This is a genomic window from Klebsiella sp. GG_Kp173 (genome assembly GCF_040062415.1).
In the GTDB taxonomy this organism is placed as follows: domain Bacteria; phylum Pseudomonadota; class Gammaproteobacteria; order Enterobacterales; family Enterobacteriaceae; genus Klebsiella; species Klebsiella quasipneumoniae.
Map to the genome: position 1 here is coordinate 14,104 of NZ_JBEAFZ010000088.1, position 23,840 is coordinate 37,943.

Here is a 23,840-nt window from a genome sequence, read left to right on the forward strand (position 1 = left end):
ATAGTTGATTCCAGCCTGTTTGCCGAAAAGGAACCCGACATGTTGACCCCTTTTACCGTTTTGATGCCCGCCAATATTCGTTTTGGCCGCGGTCAGGCCCAGAGCGCCGCCCCCTGGCTGGCGCAGCAGGGTGGTCCCATTCTGCTGGTGCATGGCGCCAGCCCGAAGCGGGCGGCGTTTCTCCGCCAGCAGCTGGAGGCGCTACAGCTTGCAGTCACGACGCTGGCGATAAGTCGCGAACCCTGGCTTAGCGATATTGAGCAGGGCGTCCAGCTGGCGCGCGAGAAAGGGATCAGGGCGGTGGTCAGCCTCGGCGGCGGCGCGGTGATTGACGCCGGTAAGGCGATTGCGGCGCTGGTCCCCGCCACCGGCCCGGTGATCGACTATCTGGAGGTGGTGGGAACGGGCCGTCAGCTGGAAGCCAGTCCCCTGCCGTTCGTGGCGATCCCCACCACCGCCGGGACGGGCGCGGAGGTTACCAAAAATGCGGTGATCAACGTTCCGCAACAGCAGCGGAAGGTGAGCCTGCGCGACGACCGGATGCTGCCTGACCTGGCGATTGTCGACCCGGCGCTAACCGACAACGCGCCGCGGAGTATCACCCTGAGCTCCGGCCTTGACGCCCTGACCCAGGTGATAGAGCCCTGGCTCTGCAGCCGGGCCACCCCTTTCACCGACGCCCTCTGTCAACAGGCGATCCCGCGGGGTATCCGCGCGCTGAAGGTTCTGATGGAAAAAGAGTGCCCGGCCAGCCGCGACGAGATGGCCTGGGTCAGCCTGTGCGGCGGACTGACGCTGGCCAACGCCGGGCTGGGGGTGATCCACGGCCTCGCCGGCCCGTTGGGCGGCCTGAGCCGCGCCTCGCACGGTGCCCTGTGCGGCAGCCTGCTGCCGTTTGGGCTGGCGCTGAATGAGTCGCAGATAAACGACCCCGCCCTGCGCCAGCGCTTCAACGACGTTCGCCGCTGGCTGGCCGACGGGCTGGAGGTTCCGGCGGATCGGGTCTGGGACAGTCTGCGGGAATGGAGCCTTCGCGCCGGTCTCGGCACCCTACGCGACCTCGGCGTGGCGCGCGACGCGCTGGAGCCGGCGGCGCTGGCCGCCAGCACCTCCTCATCCATGAAGGCCAATCCGGTCAGCCTGAGCAGCGAACAGCTGCTGGAGATGCTGGAGGCGGCGTGGGAGTGAGCGCCCCGGGATAAAATTTTGTTGCATAATGAATGCTCCGAATTTTATCTTCGCCCAAGCGCGGACTTATTAATGATTTATCAAGGCTTTACTTAAAAATCACGGCGTCCCCTGCAGGCGGAAAAGCGTGATCTAACGCACAGTTTGCTTCACACTCACCGAAGCGACTGTCTACGCTTAAAAGACAAGGCCGGGTACGCCCGGCCGCGAACTCACGCTATCCGGAGGTCCGTATCGCTATGTTCAGCCAGAAATTACGCCACGTTGAAGACGACGAGTTAAGGATCGACATCGATCCCTGCTACGAAGCCGATCCGTACGAATTAAAGCTGGATGAGATGATTGACGCTGAACCGGAGCCTGAGGTGATCGAGGGGCTTCCGGCGTCTGACGCCCTCACCCCGGCGGATCGCTATCTTGAGCTGTTTACCAACGTGCAGAAATCACGCATTTTTGCCGACAGCAAAACGTTTCCCGACTGCGCGCCGAAGCACGACCCGCTGGACATCCTGCGGAACTACCGGAAGGTCAAACGTCAGCCCGATTTCGATCTACGGCAGTTCGTTGAGGACAACTTCTGGCTGCCGGAGAGCCAGACCGACGTTTACACCTCCGACCCCAACCTGACGCTGAAAGAGCACATCGATAAGCTGTGGCCGGTGCTGACCCGCGAGCCTCAGGATCATATCCCCTGGTCGTCGCTGCTGGCGCTGCCGCAGGCCTATATCGTCCCCGGCGGCCGCTTTAGCGAAACCTATTACTGGGACTCTTATTTCACCATGCTGGGGCTGGCGGAGAGCGGCCGGGAAGATCTGCTGAAATGCATGGCCGATAACTTCGCCTGGCTGATTGAAACCTACGGTCACATTCCGAACGGCAACCGCACCTACTACCTCAGCCGCTCGCAGCCACCGGTGTTCGCCCTGATGGTCGAACTTTTTGAAGAGGACGGCGTGCGCGGCGCGAAGCGCTATCTGGATCATCTGAAGATGGAGCACGCCTTCTGGATGGACGGCGCCGAGTCGCTGATCCCGCATCAGGCGTATCGGCACGTGGTGCGCATGCCGGATGGCTCCCTGCTCAATCGCTACTGGGACGATCGGGACACGCCGCGGGATGAATCGTGGCGCGAGGACGTGGAGACCGCCCGCCACTCGGGACGGCCGGCCAATGAAGTCTACCGCGATCTGCGGGCGGGCGCCGCGTCCGGCTGGGACTACTCCAGCCGCTGGCTGCGGGATATCACGCGGCTGGCCAGTATCCGTACCACGCAGTTTATCCCCATCGACCTGAACGCCTTCCTGTTCAAGCTGGAGACGACCATCGCCAACCTCTCCGGGCTGAAGGGCGATCGCGAGACGGAAGCAGCCTTCCGCCAGAAGGCTCAGGATCGGCGGGCGGCGGTTAACCGCTACCTGTGGGACGATGAGAACGGCTGTTTTCGCGATTATGACTGGCGCCGCGAACAGCTAGCGTTGTTTTCCGCCGCCAGCATTGTCACCCTTTACGTCGGCCTGGCGACCCACGAACAGGCGGAACGCCTTGCCGATGCGGTGCGGGCCCGCCTGCTCACCCCCGGAGGGATCATGGCCACCGAATACGAAAGCGGCGAGCAGTGGGATAAACCCAACGGCTGGGCGCCGCTGCAGTGGATGGCGGTGCAGGGATTTAAACGCTACGGTCAGGATCCGTTGGGAGATGAGATCGCCTGGAGCTGGCTGCAGACGGTCAACCACTTCTACAAGCAGCACCACAAGCTGATTGAGAAATACCACATCGCCACCGGCGTGCCGCATGAGGGCGGCGGCGGGGAGTATCCCCTCCAGGATGGCTTCGGCTGGACCAACGGCGTGGTGCGCCGGCTGATTGGCCTGTACGGTGAGCCAACCTAGTCGGGCTGTTCCCGGCGGCCTTCTCCTGCTATGTTCAGGGGATTCGCCCTGCCCGGAATGACGCTTATGCCTGAACTTCTGACGCCGCGCCTGCGCTGCTCACCGTTGCAGCTGGACGACTGGTCGTTTTTTCTTTCCCTGCAGCAGGATCCGCAGGTCATGCTCTACGTGGCCGACCCCCGGCCGCAGGCGGCCATCCGCGAGGCGTTCGATTCGCGGCTGCCGCCGTGGACGCCCGGGGATGCACACTGGCTGTGCCTGGTGGTGCGCGACAGGCTGACCCATACCCCGCTCGGCCTCACCGGTTACCTACATCATCAGCGCGACATAGCCGAGGTCGGCTTTCTCTTCGCCCCGGCGGCGCAGGGCCGGGGCTACGGCTACGAATCGCTGCGCGCGCTGTGCGACTACGCCTTCACCACCGGCGGCGTCCGCCGCCTGACCGCCACCGTCACCGCCGGCAACGAGGCGTCTAAGCAGTTACTGCTCAAAGCCGGGTTCCGGCTGGAGGGGGAGCTGCGGGAGAACTACTGGCTCAACGGACGCTGGCACAACGACTGGCTGTTCGGTCGGCTGCGCGCGGAGGGCGATGCGCCCTAGCGCGCCGCCGCTCACGGTCTGACGACAGCGGGGTTCAGAGGAACATCCCTCCCGAGACTTCCACACGCTGCGCGTTCATCCACGCCAGCTCATCGCTGAGCAGGGCGGCGATGGCGTCGCCGATATCATCCGGTAGCCCGACGCGCCCCAGCGCGGTCTGGGCGGCGATATGCCGATTCACCTCGGCGTTATCACGCACCTCCCCGCCGCCAAAATCGGTCTCAATGGCCCCCGGCGCGATGATGTTCACCGATATCCCCCGTCCGCCCAGCTCTTTCGCCTGATAGCGGGTCAGGACCTCCATCGCCCCCTTCATCGCGGCGTAGGCCGCATAGCCCGGCAGGGCAAAACGCGCCAGGCCGCTGGAGACATTCAGGATCCGCCCCCCGTCCTGCAGGAGGGGCAGCAGCCGCTGGGTCAGAAAAAACGGCCCTTTGAACTGGATGTTCATCAGCTCGTCAAACTGCGCTTCACTGGTCTCGGCGAAGGGGACGTTGAGGCCGATCCCAGCGTTGTTCAGTAAATAATCAAAGGTAGTGCGTCCCCACTTCTGCGCCAGCACCTGCGCCACCTCGCTGGCAAAGGCGTCGAATGTTGAGGAATCGCCGACGTTCAGCGCCAATGCTGCCGCCTTGACCCCTTTTTGCTCAATCTCCGCCACCACATCGAGAGCCGCCTGGCGGTTGCTGTGATAGGTCAGAAGAATGTCGGTTCCCTTCGCCGCCAGCTTCAACGCGGCGTTTTTACCCAGGCCACGGCTGCCGCCGGTCACTAAAGCGATACGTTGTGTCATCAGAAGACCCCTTTCAGGTTGCGTTGTGATTGTGTTCTAGCTTATTAACTGCCAGTAAAACAATAAATACGCTACATTTCGTTTTACTGTTTCATTCACAACAACAATAGGCCATCGGCATGGATAAAATTCATGCAATGCAGTTATTCATTCGCGTAGCGGATCTGGAGAGCTTCTCCCGCGCCGCCGAGACCCTGGCGCTGCCGAAAGGCAGCGTCTCGCGGCAGATTCAGGCCCTGGAAAGCCATCTTGGCGTGCGGCTCCTGCACCGTACCACCCGTCGGGTTCAACTCACCCAGGATGGGATGGTCTACTACGAGCGGGCGAAGGATCTGCTGAGCAACCTCGACGAACTGGACGGGATGTTCCAGCACGATCCGGCGAGCATCAGCGGCCGGCTGCGGGTGGATATGCCGGTCGGTTTTGCCAAAAAGCTGGTGATCCCGCATCTGCCGACTTTTTTGCAGCAGTATCCGGGCATCGAACTGGAGCTGAGCAGCAGCGACCGGCTGGTGGACGTGATCCGCGAGGGGTTTGACTGCGTGGTGCGCGTCGGCGCGCTCAAAGACTCCGGGCTTATCGCCCGCCCGCTGGGCAAGCTGACGCAAATTAACTGCGCCAGCCCGGACTACCTGGCCCGTTTTGGCTACCCGCAATCCCTGGAGGATCTGGCGGATCATGCCCTGATCCACTACGCCAGCACTCTCGGGGTCCGTCCTTCCGGCTTCGAGGTGGTGATCGACGGCGCCGTGCGCTGGGTAAAAAGCGGCGGCATATTGACGGTCAACAGCACGGAAACCTATCAGGCGGCCTGTATCGCCGGGCTGGGAATTATTCAGGTGCCGCGCACCGGCGTGCGCGAGGCGTTACGCGCCGGCGAACTGATCGAGATCCTGCCCCAGTACCGCGCTGAGCCGCTGCCGGTCTCGCTTATCTACCCGCACCGGCGCAACCTCTCCCGCCGCGTGCATCTGTTTATGGAGTGGCTGGGTAGCCTGATGAAAGATTACGTCGATTGATCCGCGCGAAGGATGAACGGGGGGGCGGGCAGATGCGTTCCTGCAGGATACGGCATTTAAGGTATACTTTTTGCTGAATCTCGCGGTAAAAAAGGAAGAAATTACGTATGACGCCGGAAAACGACGATCGACGCCCACCACAGGAACCGGACACGCAGCCGGAGAAAAGCAAAAGCCCCCTCGACGCCCTCAATGACACGGCCGTCGGCCAAAAAGCCAGCCAGGCGCTGAAGACCGTCACCGGAACGGCGGCAAAAGTGCAGCGCAACCCGGTGATCGCCCACCTGCTACGCGCCGCAGAGCGCTTCAACGACCGGCTGGGAAATCAGTTCGGCGCGGCCATCACCTATTTCTCGTTCCTGTCGATGATCCCGATCCTGATGGTCTCATTTGCCGCCGCCGGCTTCGTTCTGGCCTGGCATCCGACCCTGCTGCAGGACATTTTCGACAAAATTCTGCAAAACGTCAGCGACCCGACGCTGGCGGCAACGCTGAAAAATACCATCAACACTGCAGTGCAGCAGCGCACCGCCGTCGGTGTGGTCGGCCTGCTGGTGGCGCTCTATTCCGGTATTAACTGGATGGGCAACCTGCGCGAAGCGATCCGCGCTCAGTCACGCGACGTCTGGGAGCGCCGGCCGCAGGACGAAGAGAAAATCTGGATAAAATACTTCCGCGATCTTATCTCGCTGATCGGTCTGCTGGTGGCGCTGATTATTACGCTGTCGATCACCTCTGTCGCCGGTTCCGCCCAGCAGTTGATTATCTCCGCGCTGTATCTGGACAATATTGAATGGCTGAAACCCGCCTGGCGGCTGATCGGTCTCGCCATCTCTATTTTTGCCAACTATCTGCTCTTTTTCTGGATCTTCTGGCGGCTGCCGCGCCATCGTCCGCGGCGCAAGGCCCTGTTTCGCGGCACGCTTATCGCGGCGATTGGCTTTGAAATCATCAAAATCGTCATGACCTGGACGCTGCCGGCGCTGGTAAAATCCCCCTCCGGGGCGGCGTTCGGATCGGTGCTCGGGCTGATGGCCTTTTTCTATTTCTTTGCCCGCCTGACGCTGTTCTGCGCCGCGTGGATCGCCACCGCGGAGTATAAAGACGACCGACGGATGCCGGGCAAAACCCACCGCTGACGTATTGCGAGGATGAATAAAAGAGGCAAAATTCATCCTCGCGCTTGATTTCAGCAGATAAATCCAGCGCGTAACTTTTATTTAACGAAAAACTGGTTTTATTCTCTATCCTTTTAATTGTGTGAAGCATTTCATAGAACTATTTTTTCTGGCGTAAAAATTATCCGCTTTTTGCCGCTTTTTTGCGCATTCTCCTCGTTTGTTACAGATTGAAATGTCCCTGTGGCTGTGGCTATATGGCTTTTCGTTCGCGCAAAAATAAGAAAGATCTATGCAAGCCACAGCCACCACACTCGAAAACACGCAGGAAACCGCCCCGGTCAACTCACGCAATAAAGTCGTTGTCGCCTCGCTCATTGGCACCGCCATTGAGTTTTTCGACTTCTACATTTATGCCACTGCCGCGGTCATCGTCTTCCCGCATATCTTCTTCCCGCAGGGCGATGCCGCCGCAGCCACCCTGCAATCGCTGGCCACCTTCGCCATCGCCTTCGTCGCCCGGCCAATCGGCTCCGCGCTGTTTGGCCACTTCGGCGATCGCGTCGGCCGCAAGGTTACCCTGGTGGCTTCGCTGTTAACCATGGGGATCTCCACCGTGGTGATCGGCCTGCTGCCCGGCTATGAAAGCATTGGCATTGTCGCGCCGATGCTGCTGGCGCTGGCGCGCTTCGGTCAGGGACTTGGCCTCGGAGGGGAATGGGGCGGCGCGGCGCTGCTGGCTACGGAAAACGCCCCGGCGCGCAAGCGCGCCCTGTACGGCTCCTTCCCGCAGCTGGGCGCGCCGATCGGCTTCTTCTTCGCCAACGGCACCTTCCTGCTGCTCTCCTGGCTGTTAACCGATCAGCAGTTTATGGAGTGGGGCTGGCGTGTGCCGTTTATCTTCTCCGCGGTGCTGGTGATCATCGGTCTTTATGTTCGCGTTTCGCTGCATGAGACCCCGGTCTTCGCCAAAGTGGCGGCGGCGAAAAAACAGGTCAAAATCCCGCTGGGTACCCTGTTGACCAAACACGTTCGCGTGACGGTGCTGGGCACCTTCATCATGCTGGCAACCTATACCCTGTTCTACATCATGACCGTCTACTCGATGACCTTCAGCACCGGCGCGGCGCCGAATGGCCTGGGCCTGCCGCGTAACGAAGTGCTGTGGATGCTGATGATGGCGGTGATTGGCTTTGGCGTGATGGTGCCGATCGCCGGCCTGCTGGCGGATGCCTTTGGTCGTCGTAAAAGCATGATTATCATCACCACGATGATTATTTTGTTCGCCCTGTTCGCCTTTAAACCGCTGCTGGGCTCCGGCAATCCGCTGCTGGTCTTCGCCTTCCTGCTGCTGGGCTTAAGCCTGATGGGACTGACCTTTGGCCCGATGGGCGCGCTGCTGCCGGAGCTGTTCCCGACGGAAGTGCGTTACACCGGGGCATCGTTCTCCTATAACGTGTCGTCGATCCTCGGCGCCTCGGTGGCGCCGTACATTGCCGCCTGGCTGCAGGGCAACTATGGCCTCGCGGCGGTCGGCACCTATCTGGCGGCGATGGCGGCGCTGACGCTGATCGCCCTGCTGCTGACCCACGAGACCCGCCACCAGTCGTTATGATCCTTCGCCCTGACGCCGCTGGCGTCAGGGCGCTCTCCTACTTTTTCATCTGCGACAAAATGGTCCGGCACTGGTTGCTATCGCCCTCCGCCGGAGAAACCAGCGCCAGCAGCGCGGCAGCCGGGGTCACCAGGGTGGCCAGCGCCGCCGCTACCGCGCCGCGGACAATCAGCGGCCCGGCCTTCACCCCCGCCTGCGGCGATTTAAAGGTGCCGCGAACATACAGCGGGGAACGCAGGGTGATCACCCGGAAGCCTTTGCTTTCCGGATCGATGGTCAGGTCCAGCTGCTCGGAGGCGAAGCTGGCGGTCCCGGTCACATTGATCAGCGCGTTTTCCGTATCGAAGGCAAAAATCTGCGGCCGGGCGACGCCGTTGGTCACGTCAATATTGGCCGCCGCGCAGTTCACCCGAACCTCCTCATCGCCAAAAATCTGGCCGATCAGGTAGTTGCCGACGTTAAGGCCGAGAATTTCCATCAGGTTGCGACTGATCAGGCCGTCGTTCATCAGCAGCTTCAGGTTGCCGTTGCTGTTGCCGAGCAGGGCCGCCACCGAGTTGCCGCTGCCGCGCAGTTGAACGTCGCCATTCATCTCGCCGAGGGTTTTCTGCATCATCTCGACGTTCGGCATCAGCGCCTTCAGCTTCAGGCGCCGCGCCTGCAGATTAGCCTCACCCTGCAGCGGCTTTTTATCGCCCTGCAGGTGCACGCTGCCGGCAATCGACCCGTTGGCCAGGCCAAAACGCACCGGCTGCAGGCGCAGGTCGCCATCCTCCAGGATCACGTGGGTCGCCAGATCGCTGATCGGCAGCGTGCCGCCGTGCTCAATTCTCCGGCCCTTAAAGCGCACATCGGCATCCATCACCTGCCATTTATCGGTTTCAAAGCGGTCCGCCGGCAACACTTTACCCGCCGGCTGCGGTCGGTCGCCCGCCTGGCGCGCAGCGCTTTTCTTCGTCCCTTTGCCGGAGTCGACGCCGATTAACGGCCCGAGATCCGCCAGCCGCAGCTGCTTCGACTCCATGTCGCCGCTGAGCTTCGGTCGCGGTTTGCCAGTGGTATAGGTCAGGGAGCCATGAATGTCGCTATCGCCGATCCGGCCGTTAAAATCCTGATAGTCAAAGCGCATGCGGTTTTTCTGCTTAAAGTCGGCGCGCAGGTGGCCGTCGGTGGAGAACGACGGCGTCTCCGGCAGCAGCACGCCGGTCAGGTCGTAGAGGTCGCGCAGCGAATCGCCGGCGAATTTCAGCCGCAGGTCAATGCCACCGACGTTGAGCGGGTCGCTGACCGTGCCGCTAAACGCCACCCGCGTATTGCCGGAGCGGAAGTCGCCCTGCAGCGGGAAAGGCGTGCTTGCGCTGCGCAGGGCCAGCATGCCGCCGATTTTACCGTTGCCGGTGACCGGCTGGCCCTTGTAGCGGCCCTTCAGCGAAAGACCAAAGACATAGTCGCCTGGTTTCGCCGCGCTCTGCCGATCCTTCGTGCCGGTGACTTCGCTGAACGGCAGCGGTTTGCCTAGGGGATCGACGAGGATGGTGATATCGCTGCGGGTGATCTTGTCATCGATAGCGATAGTCCCGCGGTCGAAAAGAATATTATCGAGGCGGAAAGACCAGCTGGAGGGGGCGCTGTCCCCCGCGGCACGCCGATCGCCAGCCAGCTGAAAGGTCCAGTTATTGTTGTCTTCCGCCAGGCGGATCAGCCGCACGTCGGGCCGTTCCAGCTTGATCCACGGCAGATACACCGTTTTGCTCAACAGCGCCAGCGGGGCGAGGGTCGCCTCCACCCGCGGCAGGTGGATCATGGTCACCTGGGGAATGGCCGGCGGGTTGCCCAGCACGATATCCTCCGCGTGCACATGGGGCCACGGGATCCAGCTGCGCCAGCCGCGCTCCTCCGGCTGACGCTCCCAGACCACGCCGAGATCGCCGCGGATGGCGAACGGGCGGTTCAGCTCGGCAGACACTTTCTGATTGATCGTCGGCTTCAGCCGGTTCCAGTCAAAGGTGGCCAGCACGATAAAGAAGAGAACGATCAGCAACAGTATCGTTCCTGTGATGATTACCAACGTTTTACGGGTTCTGCTCATCCCTACTCCGCTCCTTTTGCATCACGTCAGTCCTGAATATAGTCAAAAAGCGGCGTTTCTCCTGGAAATGCGCTTTTCGTCACATTACGCGCGTCAGGTCAAAAAAATAATGGAACGATGTTTTAATATGATTGACCAGCAAAACAGCGCAGCGCACACTAGCGCTTATATCGATTCCATTGCAGGTTCTGGCTATGTCTAAAAAAATTGCCGTCATTGGCGAATGCATGATTGAGCTGTCAGAGAAGAACGGGGCCGTTAACCGCGGCTTTGGCGGCGATACCTTAAACACTTCGGTCTATATCGCGCGGCAGACAGATGCCAGCGCGCTGAGCGTCCACTACGTCACCGCGCTGGGAACCGATGCGTTCAGCCAGCAGATGCTCGACAGCTGGCAGCAGGAAAACGTCAACATCAATCTTATCCAGCGGATGGCCGACCGCCTGCCGGGGCTGTATTACATTGAAACCGATGACGCCGGCGAGCGCACCTTCTACTACTGGCGCAACGAGGCGGCGGCAAAATTCTGGCTGGAGAGCGATCGCGCAGCGGCGATTTGCGAAGAGCTGGCCACTTTCGACTATCTCTATCTGAGCGGTATCAGCCTCGCCATTCTCAGCCCGGTCAGTCGTGCAACGTTGTTCACGCTGCTGCGTGAGTGCCGCGCCAACGGCGGCAAGGTGATCTTCGACAACAACTATCGCCCGCGCCTGTGGGCCAGCCAGGCGGAGACGCAGCAGGTTTATCAGGAGATGCTCGCCTGCACCGATATCGCGTTTCTGACCCTCGACGATGAAGACGCGCTGTGGGGGGAAAAACCGGTCGCCGAGGTGATCGCCCGCACCCACGCCGCCGGCGTGGAAGAGGTGGTGGTGAAGCGCGGAGCGGATGCCTGCCTGGTCTCGGTTAGCGGGCAACCGCTGCGGGAAGTGCCGGCCGTCAAGCTGGCCAAAGAGAAGGTGGTGGATACCACCGCCGCCGGCGACTCCTTCAGCGCCGGCTATCTGGCCGTTCGCCTGACCGGCGGCGATGCTGAATCCGCCGCCAGACGCGGACATCTGACCGCCAGCACGGTGATCCAGTATCGCGGGGCGATCATCCCGCGGGAAGCGATGCCGCAATAATCCTCACCTGTAAGCGCTCTCCGGCCGCCGCTGGCGCGCCGGAGAGGCGTCAGGTTACTGCCCCGACGGGATGTCGCTGGCCTCGCTGTGGGCGTCAACCGTATCGGCGCTGCCGCTGGTCGCTGCGGCCGCCGGACTCGCCGGACTCGGCGCCATCAGTTTTTCCCACGTGGCCTGCAGCTCCTTCATGTTGTATTCCGGTTCGCCTTTCGGCTGCTGCAACACCAGCGCCATATCCTGAGAGAGTTGCTGACGCAGGTACTGGTTCAGCATGTCCACCGTCAGGGAGTTGAGAAACTCCTGACGCAGCTTCTGGTACTGCTCCGGCGCGATATCCACCACCTGATTTTGCAGGGAGCGCATGCGCTGGCTTATCAGAATGTCGGTATCGGTGCGCGCATAGGTGGCAAACAGCTTCTGCAGCTCGAGGCTTTTCTGGGCGATAAGCGCGTCAAACTCCTCCTGCGGCAGGCCGTTGTCGCGCACTTTCGCCAATTCGCGCGAAACCACGCTCAGGTTGTTATTCAGGCGCTCGCCCGGCGATTCGATGTTGATGGCGCACTGCGCGCGCTGATAGAGCACCCGGCAGTCGAAACCAAGCCCAATATCCTTGACGTTATTTTTGCTCAGGCTCTGCTGCACGTGCCAGAACAGCGCTTCGCGGGCGAGGTCGTCGCGCCAGTAGCGCTGCAGCGCTGCGGAGTCGCGGATCGGCTGCCAGGGGGCGTCCCACATGATGGACAGTTTGTCCTGGCGCACGGCGCTGGTCATGATGCTGACCGGCACGGTGGGCAGCGGCGATAAGGTCGGCACCGCCGCCGGCGTTTCCCGCTTACCCTTCAGATCGCCAAAGGTCTTGCTGATTTGCTCAGCGACGCTGCGGCTGTCGACGTTACCCACCACGATCAGCGTCATGGCGTCGGGGGTGTACCATTTTTGATAAAAGTCTTTCAGCTGCGCCACGTCGATCGGCTGCTTCAGCGGCGCGGCGGGATCGTGGCCCAGCATGGTGGAGCCCTTCAGGCGATAGCGCCACCAGCCCTCTTTGGTATCCAGCGGCCAGGTCGCCACCATGTCGCTGCCCTGCAGCGCGTGATTGATCGATTCAGGCGTAATGGTCAGTTTACCGCTGGCGTCCGCCAGCCAGCTCAGCGCCTCTTTCAGCAGATCGTTGCGGTTATTCGGCAGGCTGAGATTAAACATCGTGTAATCGTAGGAGACGATGGCCGGCGGCAGAGGACGCTTCGGGTCAATACTCTGCTGCCACAGCGAGCGCGCCTGCATCGTCGGCAGGCTGCCGCTTTGCGTCAACGCCAGACGGGGAATAAAACGGCTGAAACCGCTCTGCTGAGTGCTTTCGCTCAGCGAGCCAATATTCACGGACAGACGGACTTCGATACGGTCGCTGGGACGCTGCGGCGTGGCCAGCACCTGCCACGACAAACCATTCGCTAAGGTCCCTTGTTGCCAGGCCGGATCAGGCTGGAGCGCTTCTGCCTGCACATAACCGGCCGCCGCTACCATCAGCAAACCGCCCGTTAAGAGTTTAATTGTTGTGCCCTGCATGTGAACCCCTGATGAACATTCCTGGTTACAACAGCATCCCACTGACGGGCTGCCGAAAAAAGTGAGAGTGAAATACGTCGGTTAGACCACACGGAGACGAAAATGTCGCATGACAACGTAAAATAATCATTTCGTGTCATTCCCGCCGGGCGGAAATGACCTCTAATTATGCGCAGGAGCCCGTACTCCAGCAAGGGAGTACGGGCCTAAGAGGAGGATTTAAGAGGATAATTCGTGCGTTTTGTTCGCGGGAACACGGTTATTCAGCACATCATCCATCTGTTTGGCATCGAGTTCTTTCACCCATTTTGCCACCACCACCGTGGCGACGCCGTTACCGACCAGGTTAGTCAAAGCGCGGGCTTCGGACATAAAGCGGTCGATACCGAGGATCAGCGCCAGGCCAGCGACCGGTAAATGCCCAACCGCCGAGATGGTCGCCGCCAGCACGATGAAGCCGCTGCCGGTCACTCCCGCCGCCCCTTTCGAGGAGAGCAGCAGCACCACCAGCAGGGTGATTTGATGGAAAATATCCATATGGCTGTTGGTCGCCTGGGCGATAAACACCGCCGCCATCGTCAGATAGATAGAGGTGCCGTCGAGGTTAAACGAATAGCCGGTCGGGATCACCAGGCCCACCACCGACTTACGACAGCCGAGCTTCTCCATCTTGTCGAGCATGCGCGGCAGCGCCGATTCGGATGAGGAGGTCCCCAGCACGATCAGCAGCTCTTCACGGATATAGCGGATAAATTTAAAGATGCTGAAGCCGGTGGCCCGGGCGATGCTCCCCAGCACCAGTACCACGAACAGGATACAGGTGATATAGAAGCAGATGATCAGCTGCCCCAGCTGCACCAGGGTGCCGACGCCATATTTACCGATGGTGAAGGCCATGGCCCCGAAGGCGCCGATCGGCGCCAGGCGCATGATCATATTGATAATGCCGAAGATGACCTGCGAGAAGCTTTCAATGACGTTGAAAATCAGCTGGCCCTTGCTGCCCAGACGATGCAGGGCAAAGCCAAACAGAACGGCGAACAGCAGAACCTGCAGGATGTTGCCGCTGGCGAAGGCGCCAATGACGCTGCCCGGGATCACATCCAGTAAGAAGGCCACCACCCCCTGGTCTTTCGCCTGCTCAGCGTACACCGCCACCGCTTTCGCATCGAGCGTCGACGGGTCGACGTTCATCCCGGCCCCCGGCTGCACCACGTTGACGATAATCAGACCGATAATCAGCGCGATGGTGCTGACCACTTCGAAATAGAGTAGCGCTACCGCCCCGGTACGGCCAACGGCTTTCATGCTCTCCATCCCGGCGATCCCCGTCACGACGGTACAGAAGATAACCGGAGCAATCACCATTTTAATCAGCTTAACGAAGGCGTCGCCGAAGGGTTTCATTTGCGCGCCCAGTTCCGGGTAAAAATGGCCCAGCAGAATACCGATCGCTATGGCCGTCAGAACCTGGACATAGAGGCTTTTAAAGATAGAGGTTTTCATAGGGTGTCCTTTGGGAATAACCACAGAGCAAGAAGGGATATTTGACGTCTGTGGCTTAAAAATAACACCCTGGAAACATTTCAGAAATAACTAACGCCGAAAGTGCAACGCAATTGTTAAAATCTTTGAGCTGACTCGCACAAGTCAACAAAACATTTACAAATTTGCATCCTCCCGGACCGGGGAGAGATAGCGCGCGCTGAACGCCTCCTGCGGTAAAGCGCAACCGAACAGATGGCCCTGGAGCACCTCGACGCCGGCGGCTTGCAACCAGCGGTACTGGGCCTCGTTCTCCACCCCTTCCGCCACGATACGTAGCGACAGGCCGCGCGCGAGCTGGATCATCGCCGGCACCATGCTGACATCCTCCGGCAGCATATCGATGAATACCTTATCGATTTTCAGGATATCCACCGGCAGGGCCTTCATCTGCTGCAGCTGGTGCAACCCGGCGTAACCCATGCCAAAATCATCCAGCGCAATACGTACCCCGGCCTCGCGCAGAGGCCGCAACCGCGCCATCACGTCCTGCGGATCGTCCATCCGGCAGCTCTCCGTCACCTCGAGGATTAAGGTACCCGGCGCGATGCGGTAGCGGGCGATCAGCTTCAGCATCTCCTCGCCGCGATCGTGCTCCAGCAGCTGAAGCAGCGAAACATTGACCGACAGCGGCAGCATAATCCCCTGGCTTTGCCAGGCCGCCAGCTGGCGGCAGGCCTCTTCCATCACCCAGTAGCCGACCGGGATAATCAGCCCGCAGGACTCAATGCGTTCAATCAGCGCCGGCGGTAGCGACCAGCTGCCATCCGCCTGCCGCTGACGCAGCAGCACCTCGGCGCCGCAGATCTCGCCGCTGGCGCAGGCCACCTGCGGTTGCAGCCAGATAGCGAACTGCTGGTTGTCGAGGGCGGTCATTATATCGTGCTCTTCCATCAGCCGACGCTGGGCCTTTTCCATCTGCTCGGGATCGAAGAACTCAATCTGGTTTTTACCTTTGCGTCTTGCGGTGACGGCGGCCGACACCGCGCGCCGGTAAAACTGTTCGGCGCTGAGGCCGGGGTGGAACATGGCGATCCCGACGCTGGCGTAGGGTCGCAGCTGCAGACCATGCAGCGGCAAACGTTCATTAATAATAGTGAGCACTTGCTTACTTAACGTCACCGCCTGCCAGGATTCGGCGAGGCCATCGGCGAGAATGGCGAAGTCATAGCCGCTCACCTGGGCCAGCACCATCTGCGGCGGGATCGCGGCGCGCAGCTTCTCCACCAGCGTCAGGAGCAGCATTTCGCGCTGGCTCTCCTTGAGCACGCCGGCGGCGTCCTGCAGGGTTTCACAGGCGACGACGATCAGCGCGGCGCTCTGCGGGCGGGCCACCGTCTGCTCCAGCATCGCCAGCAAAAAGGCTTTATTCGGCAGCTCGGAGACCGGGAAGCGGGTCGACTGGATGGACAGCTCATCATGCTGGCGCACCAGACTCTGCTGGTTGCGGTTATAGCTGCGCACCAGCATGCCGATCTCGTCGTCATGGTGCAGGCGCGGGAGGGTCAGCTGATGCCCAAGACGCTCCTGCTGGGAGAGATCGTTCAGCTCGCGGGCGATACGCCGCAGAGGGCGAACCATCAGCCGGTTGATGCACCAGGTGAGCGCCACCGTCAACATCAGCACCAGAAGTAAGTAAGCAGTCACTAACGTGGCAAGGGCGCTCATGACGAATTTATACATGCGATAGGAATCGGCCTGCAGCACCAGATAGGCCAGCGGCTGCGGGTTGGCCGGCCGCTCCAGCGAATAAATGGGCAGCGAAATCTGCACCGGCAGCTCAAACAGCCGGGTGATGGTCACCGGCACCGACCGCTCGGGGATAAACCGCATCCGTAACGCCTGGAACTGGTTGGGCAAGACCACATCCGCCCGGCTGACGATGCCAGCAGGCTGGATACGGCTTAAAATAGCTTCCGCTTCCGGAATATCGGCTTTCAGAATAGCCGCCGACAGCGGTTCGCGAACGGATCGCGCGATACTTTCTAACTGCGTGGCCGTGGTAAAGCGACTCTGTTGCACAAAGTGAAACAGCAAAATAGTGCAAAAAACCAATACAAAGGCCATGGACACGCTCGCGACCATCGCCATCTGTTTGATTGTAAGTGAACGGCTGACGCGCAACGGTGTTCTCCACTGATACTGAATGCATACCCGGTATCAATCCTTCAATCCCGGTCGTTTCAGGCTGATTATATACTCAAATCCTTCGCCCACGCCCGCGAGGGATGAAGTGACGGGATATTTCCGCGCGGTGACGCAGACGCCGGAGAGACCTCCCCGGCGGCCGACGGTGGGCAACGCCTCACGAGTATACGCGAAGCGCGCCGTGGAGTGGCGCTCTGTGACGTAATTCAGCCTATTCTGCTACCAGTCGGCGTAAGGCACCAGCGGCTGGGGCGGCATATCCAGATCCCCCTGCCAGCCTGCCGCCGAGTAGCGGACGTAAAGCAGCGCATGGCTTGGGGTATAATCCTTCGCCTGCTGAATATCGACCGCGGCGCCAACGAACCAGTTGCTGGTCACCCGCCGCTCCACCAGCGCTCTGGCGGTGTAACCGAATCCCTGGCTGCTGCTGCCCTGCTCCGTCAGTTCGCTGGCGCGCTGCCGGTAGTCGGACGGGATCAGGTTCAGCAGCGGATAGCGGGCCTGCGTTTGGGTACGCGAATGGGACCATGACACCGACCCGCCGAGTTCCCAGGACCAGTTCTCCGTGCGCTGACGCCAGGTCACCGGCACGGCGAAAGAGAGGTACTCCTGCGGGCTGTAATAGCCGCCCTGGCCGAGGGTGTAGCCGCTGAGATCTTTGTCGTAGTGCCAGATCATATTGTTGAGGCCGACGGTGACGCGACGATTATTCTCGTTAATCACCTTGTAGTAGTAGCCGGTCATCCAGCGCACGCGCCAGTTATCCGCCACGTTTTTACCGGTCAGCGAGTCGGCCCCCAGCGAGGACCAGATACCGTGCGCTTCGCCCCGGTCATAGCTGAGGCTCACACCGCCGCCGTCGGCGCGAACACCGCCCCAGGTGGTGCCGGTATGGCTGTTGCTGTCTTTCTGCCCGCCAAAGGAGAGCAGCGAGCTGGAGATGGGCCGCCGGTGGACGTTGACCGTGTACCCCACCGGCCCGACGTCGCTGCTGTAGCTCAGGCCGCCGACCACATCGACGACATTGAAGCCCATCGGCGTGGTGCCGATATCCCCGCTCCAGGTGTCGTTCTGCCAGCCGACCGCCACGCTGGCCCCGCTGTCGGTCTGATTTTTACTGCCGCTGGTGCAGGCGATCTCCCCGCAGGTGCCCCAGCTGGGCGAGTAGCTCCCGTCGCTGTGGGTGGAAAAGCTGCCGGCATCCATATTGACCAGGTCGGTGCGGAAGAACATCCGGCCATCCGCTAGCGGGGCATCCACCTGCAGCATGGTGGTATGCGCCTTCAGATCGGAATAACCGCCGGTGCCGCTGGATCCCCAGAAGTCATGTTCCAGGGTGACGTTCAGATCCTGCTGGCGATAAAGGTCGGCGGCATCGCTGCGGATCCCGCGCTTCAGCCAGTCATCCCGGCTGTCGTTGCGCGTCAGCCGGGTAAAGGTATCGTTATCCTGCGGCTGCGCGGGGGTGATGCCGGAGGCCACCATCGCCTCCCGGTAGTGAGTCAGCGCCTGCTGCGGCTCCCCGTTCCGGGTGGCAAAGCGGGCGGCATCGCGCAGCACCAGCGCACTCTCCATCGAGGGCGGCTGCGCCTTCGCCTGCGGCACAATCTGGTTAAAAATCCGTTGGGCGTCAGCGGTATCGCCAAGGCCAGCTCGTGCCAGGGCGACCCGCCGCTGCATATTCATGGATTCGGCCTCTGCGCCTTTCAGCTGCATGACCTGCGCCCGGGCGGCCGGTTTATCCCCCTCGGCCAGGTAGACTTCCGCAAGGCCGAGGCGCGCATCGCCGTTGTCGGCTTCCTGACGCAGCACCCGCTGATAGTCGGCAATCGCCGTCTGGTTGTCGCCGCGCTGCTGCGCCCAGTCGGCCAGCGTCAGGTCATAGCGTACCGAGGCCGGCTGCTGTTTGATGAGGGCGATCGCCTGCGCTTCCTCGCCGCTGTCGCGCAATTGGTTCGCCTGGCGCAGCACCCGGTCGCTTTGCAGACGCGCCTCCAGTTCACGGATGTTATCCGTCCACGCGCTGCGCGGCAGGGTGGCGATTTGCGCCAGCGCCAGATCGTCCTGGTCGTTCCCCGACAGGTACAGCCCCGAGGCGTATATCCGTTCAGCATCCTGCGGCCGGCGGTTGACCATCGCCCGCATCAGCGCATCGGCTTGCTGGCGTTCGCCGGCGCTGACCAGATCCCGCGCCAGACGATAGGTGATCCACACACTGTCCGGATCGAGCGCCAGGCGCCGACGTTGGACTTCCGCCGCCTGCGCCCAGTTGCCCTGGCTCTCCAGGACTTGCGCCTGTTTCTCCAGCCGGTCGTTGGTCAGGCTGCGCTCGATATCATCAATACTGCGCCGCTGGGCAGCAGGAAGGCCGGCGATCCAGGCGCTGGCTTTCTCGGGCGATTCGGCGCGATAGAGGTTGGCCAGGCCGCGCACCGCCAGGTTATTGCCGCGATCCAGGCGCAACGCCTGCTGATAATAGCGCTCCGCCGCCGCCGACTCTTTGCGCGCCGCCGCGACGTCGCCCAGCCCCAGCACGGCATAGCTGTCGGTCCGATCGACCCGCTGCGCCTGGGCATAATAATTCTGCGCCTGCGCAAGCTGACCGGCCTTCAGGGCGTTATCCCCCTGCTTGATCAGCAGCCAGTAGCGGTTGGTTTGCAGCAGGCTGTCCCATTTGCCGCGATTCGGGCTGTCGGGATCCATGGCGATCGCTTTATTGAGCTGGGCCACCGCCCGCGCGCGGTCGCCGCGCTGGGAATAGGCCTGGCCGAGGGCGCCCACCGCATCGCTGTCGCGGCTGTCGGCCTGAACGGCTTTCTGCAGATCCGCAACCGCCTGCGAAGTATTTCCGGATTTGACCGCCGCCAGCCCTTCCGAGCGGGCGCGGAACGTCGGATCCTGCAGCTGCGCCTGCTGCTGGTCGAGCAGGACGCGGGCGTTCGCCGCCACCGAGCCGGTAGGAAACTGCAGCAGGAATTGCTGCAACGCCTGCACGCTGGCCTTGCTCACCGGCATGCTTTTCACCTCGCTGTACCACATATCGGCGGCGATACCGCGTCCTGAGGCCGAGCGGGCCATTTCCGCCAGATAGGCGAACCCTTCCTGCGGTTTGTTATCGGCAAACATCTGCTTCGCCAGCGCCGTCAGCAGGCTGACGTTACCCGGCGCGCTGGCGTTCAGTTTTTTCAACTGGCTGACGCCTTCGCTATGACGGGCCGGCAGGCGCGCCACCAGCGTCCAGTATTCAATCGCGGCATCAACATCATCCGGCACGCCGCCGAACAGCTTTTCGTAGGCGGCGATGGCTTCATCGACCTTCCCGGCCACGCCCAGCAGTCGCGCCTGCTGCAGCGCCTGACGACCCTCGCCGGTGTTGCTTTTCATCTCATTGCGCGACGCCTTCAGCTCCGGGGAGTCCGGCGCCAGCTTCGTCAGTCGCTCCAGCTCTTTTTGCGCCCCGGCGGCATCCCCCTGGCGTAGCAGATAGCGCATCCGCGCGGCAATCAGGTCCGGGTTGTTGGGGTCAATCAGCTCCAGGCGGTACAGCGACTGGCGCACCAGGTCTTCACGATTGCTGGCCTCGCCGAGGCGCACCTGCTCCAGCAGATGTTCCTGGGCGGGCGTCGTCGCCGCCTGCGCTAACGGCAGCAGCGCAACGCCGAGGGACAGCGTGAGTAAACTTAGTGAGAGCTTGCGCATTCCTGGTTCCAGTCAGGTTGTAATTCGCCACCCGCAGTGAAACGAAAACGGTGTTGATCCCAACCCTGGCCAAACAGCGTCAGGACCGCGCTGTAGTAGGCATCCGCGCCGGGATAGTTATCGGCGACGCGCTGCCGTTGCACCGACCGGGCCTCGTCGTTCTGTAAAAACGGCAGCATCACCGCGGAAAAGCCCACCGGCCCCTGGCCGCTGGTTTTGCCGGTGGCGATATTCACTTTCTCCGGCGGTACCCCCTGCTCCGTGGTCTGCGCCGCCATCGGCGCAAAGCGGGCCAGCAGACGCGCTTTCTGCTTATCGCCGTCATGAAGCATGCCCACCCACAGGTAGACGCGAATCGCGTCATAGCTGCCGATCGGCGGCTTCTCCGTTTTCAGCTGCCAACCTTTCCCTTTCTCATAGCGCACCCAGTCCGGGGCAAAGCCTTTCGGTGCGGTCTCCAGCAGCAGACGCAGGTTAGTATCGCGCAGGGCAGGCCACGGCGCGCCAAAACGCACAAAATAGGTGGCCAGCTGCGGTGGAAGATAGCTGGGGTTAAACCGCCAGCCGCTGTCATCGGCAAAACCGACTTTTCCCGGCAGCAGCATCGTGCCAAGGCCCGGCACCGCCACCGTCTCTTCATCGACAATCCGCGCCAGCAGCGCTTTCCCGGTCTCGGTGTACTGCGGCTGCTGCCACAGGCGCCCCGCCTCCAGCAGCGCCCAGGCTATCCACAGATCTGAGTCGGATGCCGAATTGCTGTCCAGCAGCGTCCACTGCTCGTCGTCCTTTTTCCCCCACAGCCAGCCCGGCAGATGCTGCCGCAGGTCGCCCTCCGCCAGGTTGTTCTGCGTCCAGGTCAGCAGCTTGTCGAACCCCGCGCGATCGTTGGCCGCCAGGGCAAAGAACAGGCCATAGCTCTGTCCTTCGGAAGTGGAAATTTTGCGCGCATCGCTGGGGTCGATCACCCGCCCCTCGGGGCTGACGTAGGCTTGCTTAAACTGCTCCCAGGCGGGCCACTGGCAGGCGGCGCTCGCCTGGCCCGCCGCCAGCACCAGCGCGGAGAGCACCGCGCCGCAAAGTACTTTCATCATGGTTTACTCATCATCCAGGCTAAGGCGGCGGCGGCTGATAATGCGCAGCATGCGCCACAGCACCCACGCCAGCAGCACGATACTGACCGCGGCGAAGATCGCCAGCAGTATCGGGTGGTTAGAGAGCGCGAACCAGATGCGCTCGAACCAGGGCAGATGGCCGACATAGTAAACATCGCCCACCCGCAGGCTGTTGACGCCGGATTCGCGGATCACCGCCACCGAGCCAAACATCGCCGCCCGCTTACCACTGTCGTTGAGGGCGTTGGTTAGCAGTTCATTACCGCGCGGGCTGTCGGCCAGCAGGGCCACCACGCTGCGCTGATCGTTGTAGGGCGACTGGAAGCCAATCACCGCCGCCATCGGTCCGGAAGAAGTGATGTCGGTGCGGGTGTTGGGCGTGCGGGCCTCATCATCGGGATAAATGCTCGCCAGGTCGTAATGACGCATCGGCATTTTCACCCAGCTTTTGGTCGCCTCGACCAGCAGGTTGATTTTGGTATCGTCCTTGAGGGACGAGGGGATCGCGCCGATCAGCAGCAGATCCGCATCTTTATTCTTGATCTGGTTGCCATCGTCAGTCATTTGCAGATTAATCGCCGCCAGGCCGGTCTGCGAACCGATGCCGCCCAGCGCCTGCAGCAGCGTCGCCACCTGGCCCTGGGTCGGCGCCTTCGGCACCACCACCAGGGTGTCGGCGAGATCCGCCATACGGCTGTAAGGGAAGCCAGCATTGGCGAAGACGCGCAGGTCCGGTAGAGCAATAAAGTGATAATACTTCGAGAAGTCGATGGTCGAATCGTCGCCGATCACCACATGGTTCTGCACCGGCTGGAAGGTAATACAGTTGTCGATAGAGCCGCCGGGCATCGGGTTCATGTACTGGAAGTCAAAGCGCAGCTGGTTCACCGCCCCAAGACGCAGCGCGGGTATGGTAACCTCCGATTTGCCGTCCAGCAGCCCCTGCAGCACCGGCAGGCGCAGGATCAGTTTGTTCACATCCTGCGAGCTGTTAAGGCTGAACGACTGCAGGAACTGGTCGTTAAGGCTGATATCCATCCGCGAGCTATCCTTCACCGGCGGCATGGTATAGCGATATTTCAGATCCATATCGATGCCGTTGGCCCGCAGCAGATAGAGATCCGGCGGCAGGTTAAGCGCCACGGTGATGGCATCCGGCACCAGCCCGCTGGACTGCAGCTGTTGCTCATAGGTTTTCAGCTCAGCAAAGGTGACCGAGCGGTCGGTGCGCACCCAGTTTGGCGCATCGTATGGCTGCCGCGGCTGCAGGGTTTTGATGCCGTCCACGGTGACGCTGCTGCCGCGGAACAGAATATTGCCCTGGGCAATCCCCTTCGCCGCCAGCAGCAGGTCTTTATCATCGCGGCCGAAAATCACCAGCAGCTTGACGTAAGGATCGTTCGGGTTGTCGATCATTTCGATGGTCGGCGCGTTGACCGGCGGATGATCGCGCAGGAAATCCGGACGCTTGTCGTTGGTGGCGAAGACAATGGCGTTACGATCCGGCAGTTCGTTGAAATAGACCGGGAACTGCTGGCCGCGCCAGCCGGCCTTGCTGCCGAACCATGAAGCGATAATCGCCGCCGCCTGCTGCTGGGCCACCGCCGGCGAGCCCGGGAAAATCATCGGCAGCGTCAGCGGGCGGTTGTCGCGCGGATCGTAGAACGGTACCGGGAAGTGCGACAGATCGTTATGCACCTTCAGCGACTGGTAGGTGAGATCCAGATAGCTTTCGCGCCCGACATCCAGCCATAGCGTGCTGCTGGCCGGGTTTTCGCAGACATCGCGGTAGTGGCCGACAAACTCCAGCCGTATACGGTTGAAGTCGGTGATATACAGCGGGTCAATCGGCAGCTGCGCGCGGATCTTTTTCCCCAGCTGCTCTTTGGTGACGGGCAGGACGCCCATCAGCTCATCGTTGAGATAGACTTTCAGCTGCGACTGCACGGGCAGCAGCGAGGGCGACGGGGTGTATTCCAGATTGAGCAGCGCGTTAGCGACCAGCTCATCGCTGCGCATGCCGAATTCAACCGAGGCGTCAGGCCGTGAGCCGCGCAGCACAATGCTGCCCGGAGGCGGCGCGATGCTGGCAAAGGTCAGCTTCACCTCCCGCTGCGGGACGTTCTCGGCGACCACCGCCGGAGCGGTCGGTTCGGCGAGGGTTGCCGTCGGCTCGCCTGTCGTCACCGGCGCGAGCGGGGAGGCCGCCTGCGGCTGAACGCCAGGGGCCGGATTCACCACGGTGGCCGGCGCCGCGTAAGAGGCCAGCGGATACCAGCTGCACATGCCCACCGCTACTGCACACATCCAGGAAAGTTTTCTTTTCATCGCA

15 protein-coding genes are annotated in these 23,840 nt (G+C 61.5%); 7 read left to right on the forward strand and 8 right to left on the reverse strand.

Going from position 1 to position 23,840, the window contains the following annotated elements; genetic code table 11:
• Positions 1-39 precede the first annotated feature (39 nt).
• The 3 genes from ABLU50_RS23115 to ABLU50_RS23125 all read left to right on the forward strand — a co-directional run bounded on the left by ABLU50_RS23115 (position 40) and on the right by ABLU50_RS23125 (position 3,680).
• Entirely contained in the window at positions 40-1,188 is a 1,149-nt protein-coding gene (locus tag ABLU50_RS23115) for an iron-containing alcohol dehydrogenase (protein ID WP_087832446.1), read from the forward strand.
• A 239-nt stretch (positions 1,189-1,427) separates the two neighbouring features.
• Complete coding sequence (locus tag ABLU50_RS23120) at positions 1,428-3,080, forward strand: alpha,alpha-trehalase (RefSeq protein WP_017899998.1); 1,653 nt, start codon at positions 1,428-1,430, stop codon at positions 3,078-3,080.
• A 66-nt stretch (positions 3,081-3,146) separates the two neighbouring features.
• Complete coding sequence (locus ABLU50_RS23125) at positions 3,147-3,680, forward strand: GNAT family protein (RefSeq protein WP_017899999.1); 534 nt, start codon at positions 3,147-3,149, stop codon at positions 3,678-3,680.
• A gap of 34 nt (positions 3,681-3,714) precedes the next feature.
• Here the strand turns inward: ABLU50_RS23125 and ABLU50_RS23130 are convergent, their stop codons facing one another.
• Positions 3,715-4,473, reverse strand: a complete 759-nt coding sequence (locus ABLU50_RS23130; RefSeq protein WP_017900000.1) for an SDR family oxidoreductase — start codon at positions 4,471-4,473, stop codon at positions 3,715-3,717.
• 119 nt (positions 4,474-4,592) lie between these two features.
• Between ABLU50_RS23130 and ABLU50_RS23135 the strand changes: the two genes are divergently transcribed.
• The 3 genes from ABLU50_RS23135 to ABLU50_RS23145 all read left to right on the forward strand — a co-directional run bounded on the left by ABLU50_RS23135 (position 4,593) and on the right by ABLU50_RS23145 (position 8,225).
• A complete protein-coding gene (locus ABLU50_RS23135; RefSeq protein WP_023319292.1) occupies positions 4,593-5,492 on the forward strand; it encodes a LysR family transcriptional regulator in 900 nt (299 codons plus the stop codon).
• 107 nt (positions 5,493-5,599) lie between these two features.
• A complete protein-coding gene (gene yhjD / locus ABLU50_RS23140) occupies positions 5,600-6,631 on the forward strand; it encodes an inner membrane protein YhjD (RefSeq protein WP_004204960.1) in 1,032 nt (343 codons plus the stop codon).
• Between the two features lie 271 nt (positions 6,632-6,902).
• Positions 6,903-8,225: an MFS transporter gene (locus ABLU50_RS23145; RefSeq protein WP_017900001.1), complete on the forward strand. Its 1,323-nt coding sequence runs from the start codon at positions 6,903-6,905 to the stop codon at positions 8,223-8,225.
• 37 nt (positions 8,226-8,262) lie between these two features.
• Here the strand turns inward: ABLU50_RS23145 and ABLU50_RS23150 are convergent, their stop codons facing one another.
• Complete coding sequence (locus tag ABLU50_RS23150; protein ID WP_023319294.1) at positions 8,263-10,314, reverse strand: AsmA family protein; 2,052 nt, start codon at positions 10,312-10,314, stop codon at positions 8,263-8,265.
• A 194-nt stretch (positions 10,315-10,508) separates the two neighbouring features.
• Between ABLU50_RS23150 and ABLU50_RS23155 the strand changes: the two genes are divergently transcribed.
• Entirely contained in the window at positions 10,509-11,438 is a 930-nt protein-coding gene (locus tag ABLU50_RS23155) for a sugar kinase (RefSeq protein ID WP_032456707.1), read from the forward strand.
• Positions 11,439-11,492: 54 nt separating this feature from the next.
• Here the strand turns inward: ABLU50_RS23155 and ABLU50_RS23160 are convergent, their stop codons facing one another.
• From ABLU50_RS23160 to bcsB, 6 genes are all read right to left on the reverse strand, one after another.
• Positions 11,493-13,004 (reverse strand): pitrilysin family protein, encoded by a 1,512-nt coding sequence (locus ABLU50_RS23160; RefSeq protein ID WP_087832445.1) that lies wholly within the window; start codon positions 13,002-13,004, stop codon positions 11,493-11,495.
• 219 nt (positions 13,005-13,223) lie between these two features.
• Positions 13,224-14,510 (reverse strand): dicarboxylate/amino acid:cation symporter, encoded by a 1,287-nt coding sequence (locus ABLU50_RS23165; RefSeq protein ID WP_004204966.1) that lies wholly within the window; start codon positions 14,508-14,510, stop codon positions 13,224-13,226.
• Between the two features lie 156 nt (positions 14,511-14,666).
• Positions 14,667-16,673 carry a biofilm formation regulator HmsP gene (hmsP, locus tag ABLU50_RS23170; RefSeq protein WP_017900004.1) on the reverse strand — a complete coding sequence of 669 codons (2,007 nt, stop codon included), beginning with the start codon at positions 16,671-16,673 and terminating at the stop codon, positions 14,667-14,669.
• A 243-nt stretch (positions 16,674-16,916) separates the two neighbouring features.
• Positions 16,917-20,396: a cellulose synthase complex outer membrane protein BcsC gene (gene bcsC, locus ABLU50_RS23175; protein WP_087832444.1), complete on the reverse strand. Its 3,480-nt coding sequence runs from the start codon at positions 20,394-20,396 to the stop codon at positions 16,917-16,919.
• Positions 20,378-21,487, reverse strand: a complete 1,110-nt coding sequence (gene bcsZ / locus ABLU50_RS23180) for a cellulose synthase complex periplasmic endoglucanase BcsZ (protein WP_064178573.1) — start codon at positions 21,485-21,487, stop codon at positions 20,378-20,380. The genes bcsC and bcsZ overlap by 19 nt, the downstream gene beginning before the upstream one ends.
• A 3-nt stretch (positions 21,488-21,490) precedes the next feature.
• Entirely contained in the window at positions 21,491-23,836 is a 2,346-nt protein-coding gene (gene bcsB, locus ABLU50_RS23185; RefSeq protein WP_087832461.1) for a cellulose biosynthesis cyclic di-GMP-binding regulatory protein BcsB, read from the reverse strand.
• Positions 23,837-23,840: the final 4 nt, after the last annotated feature.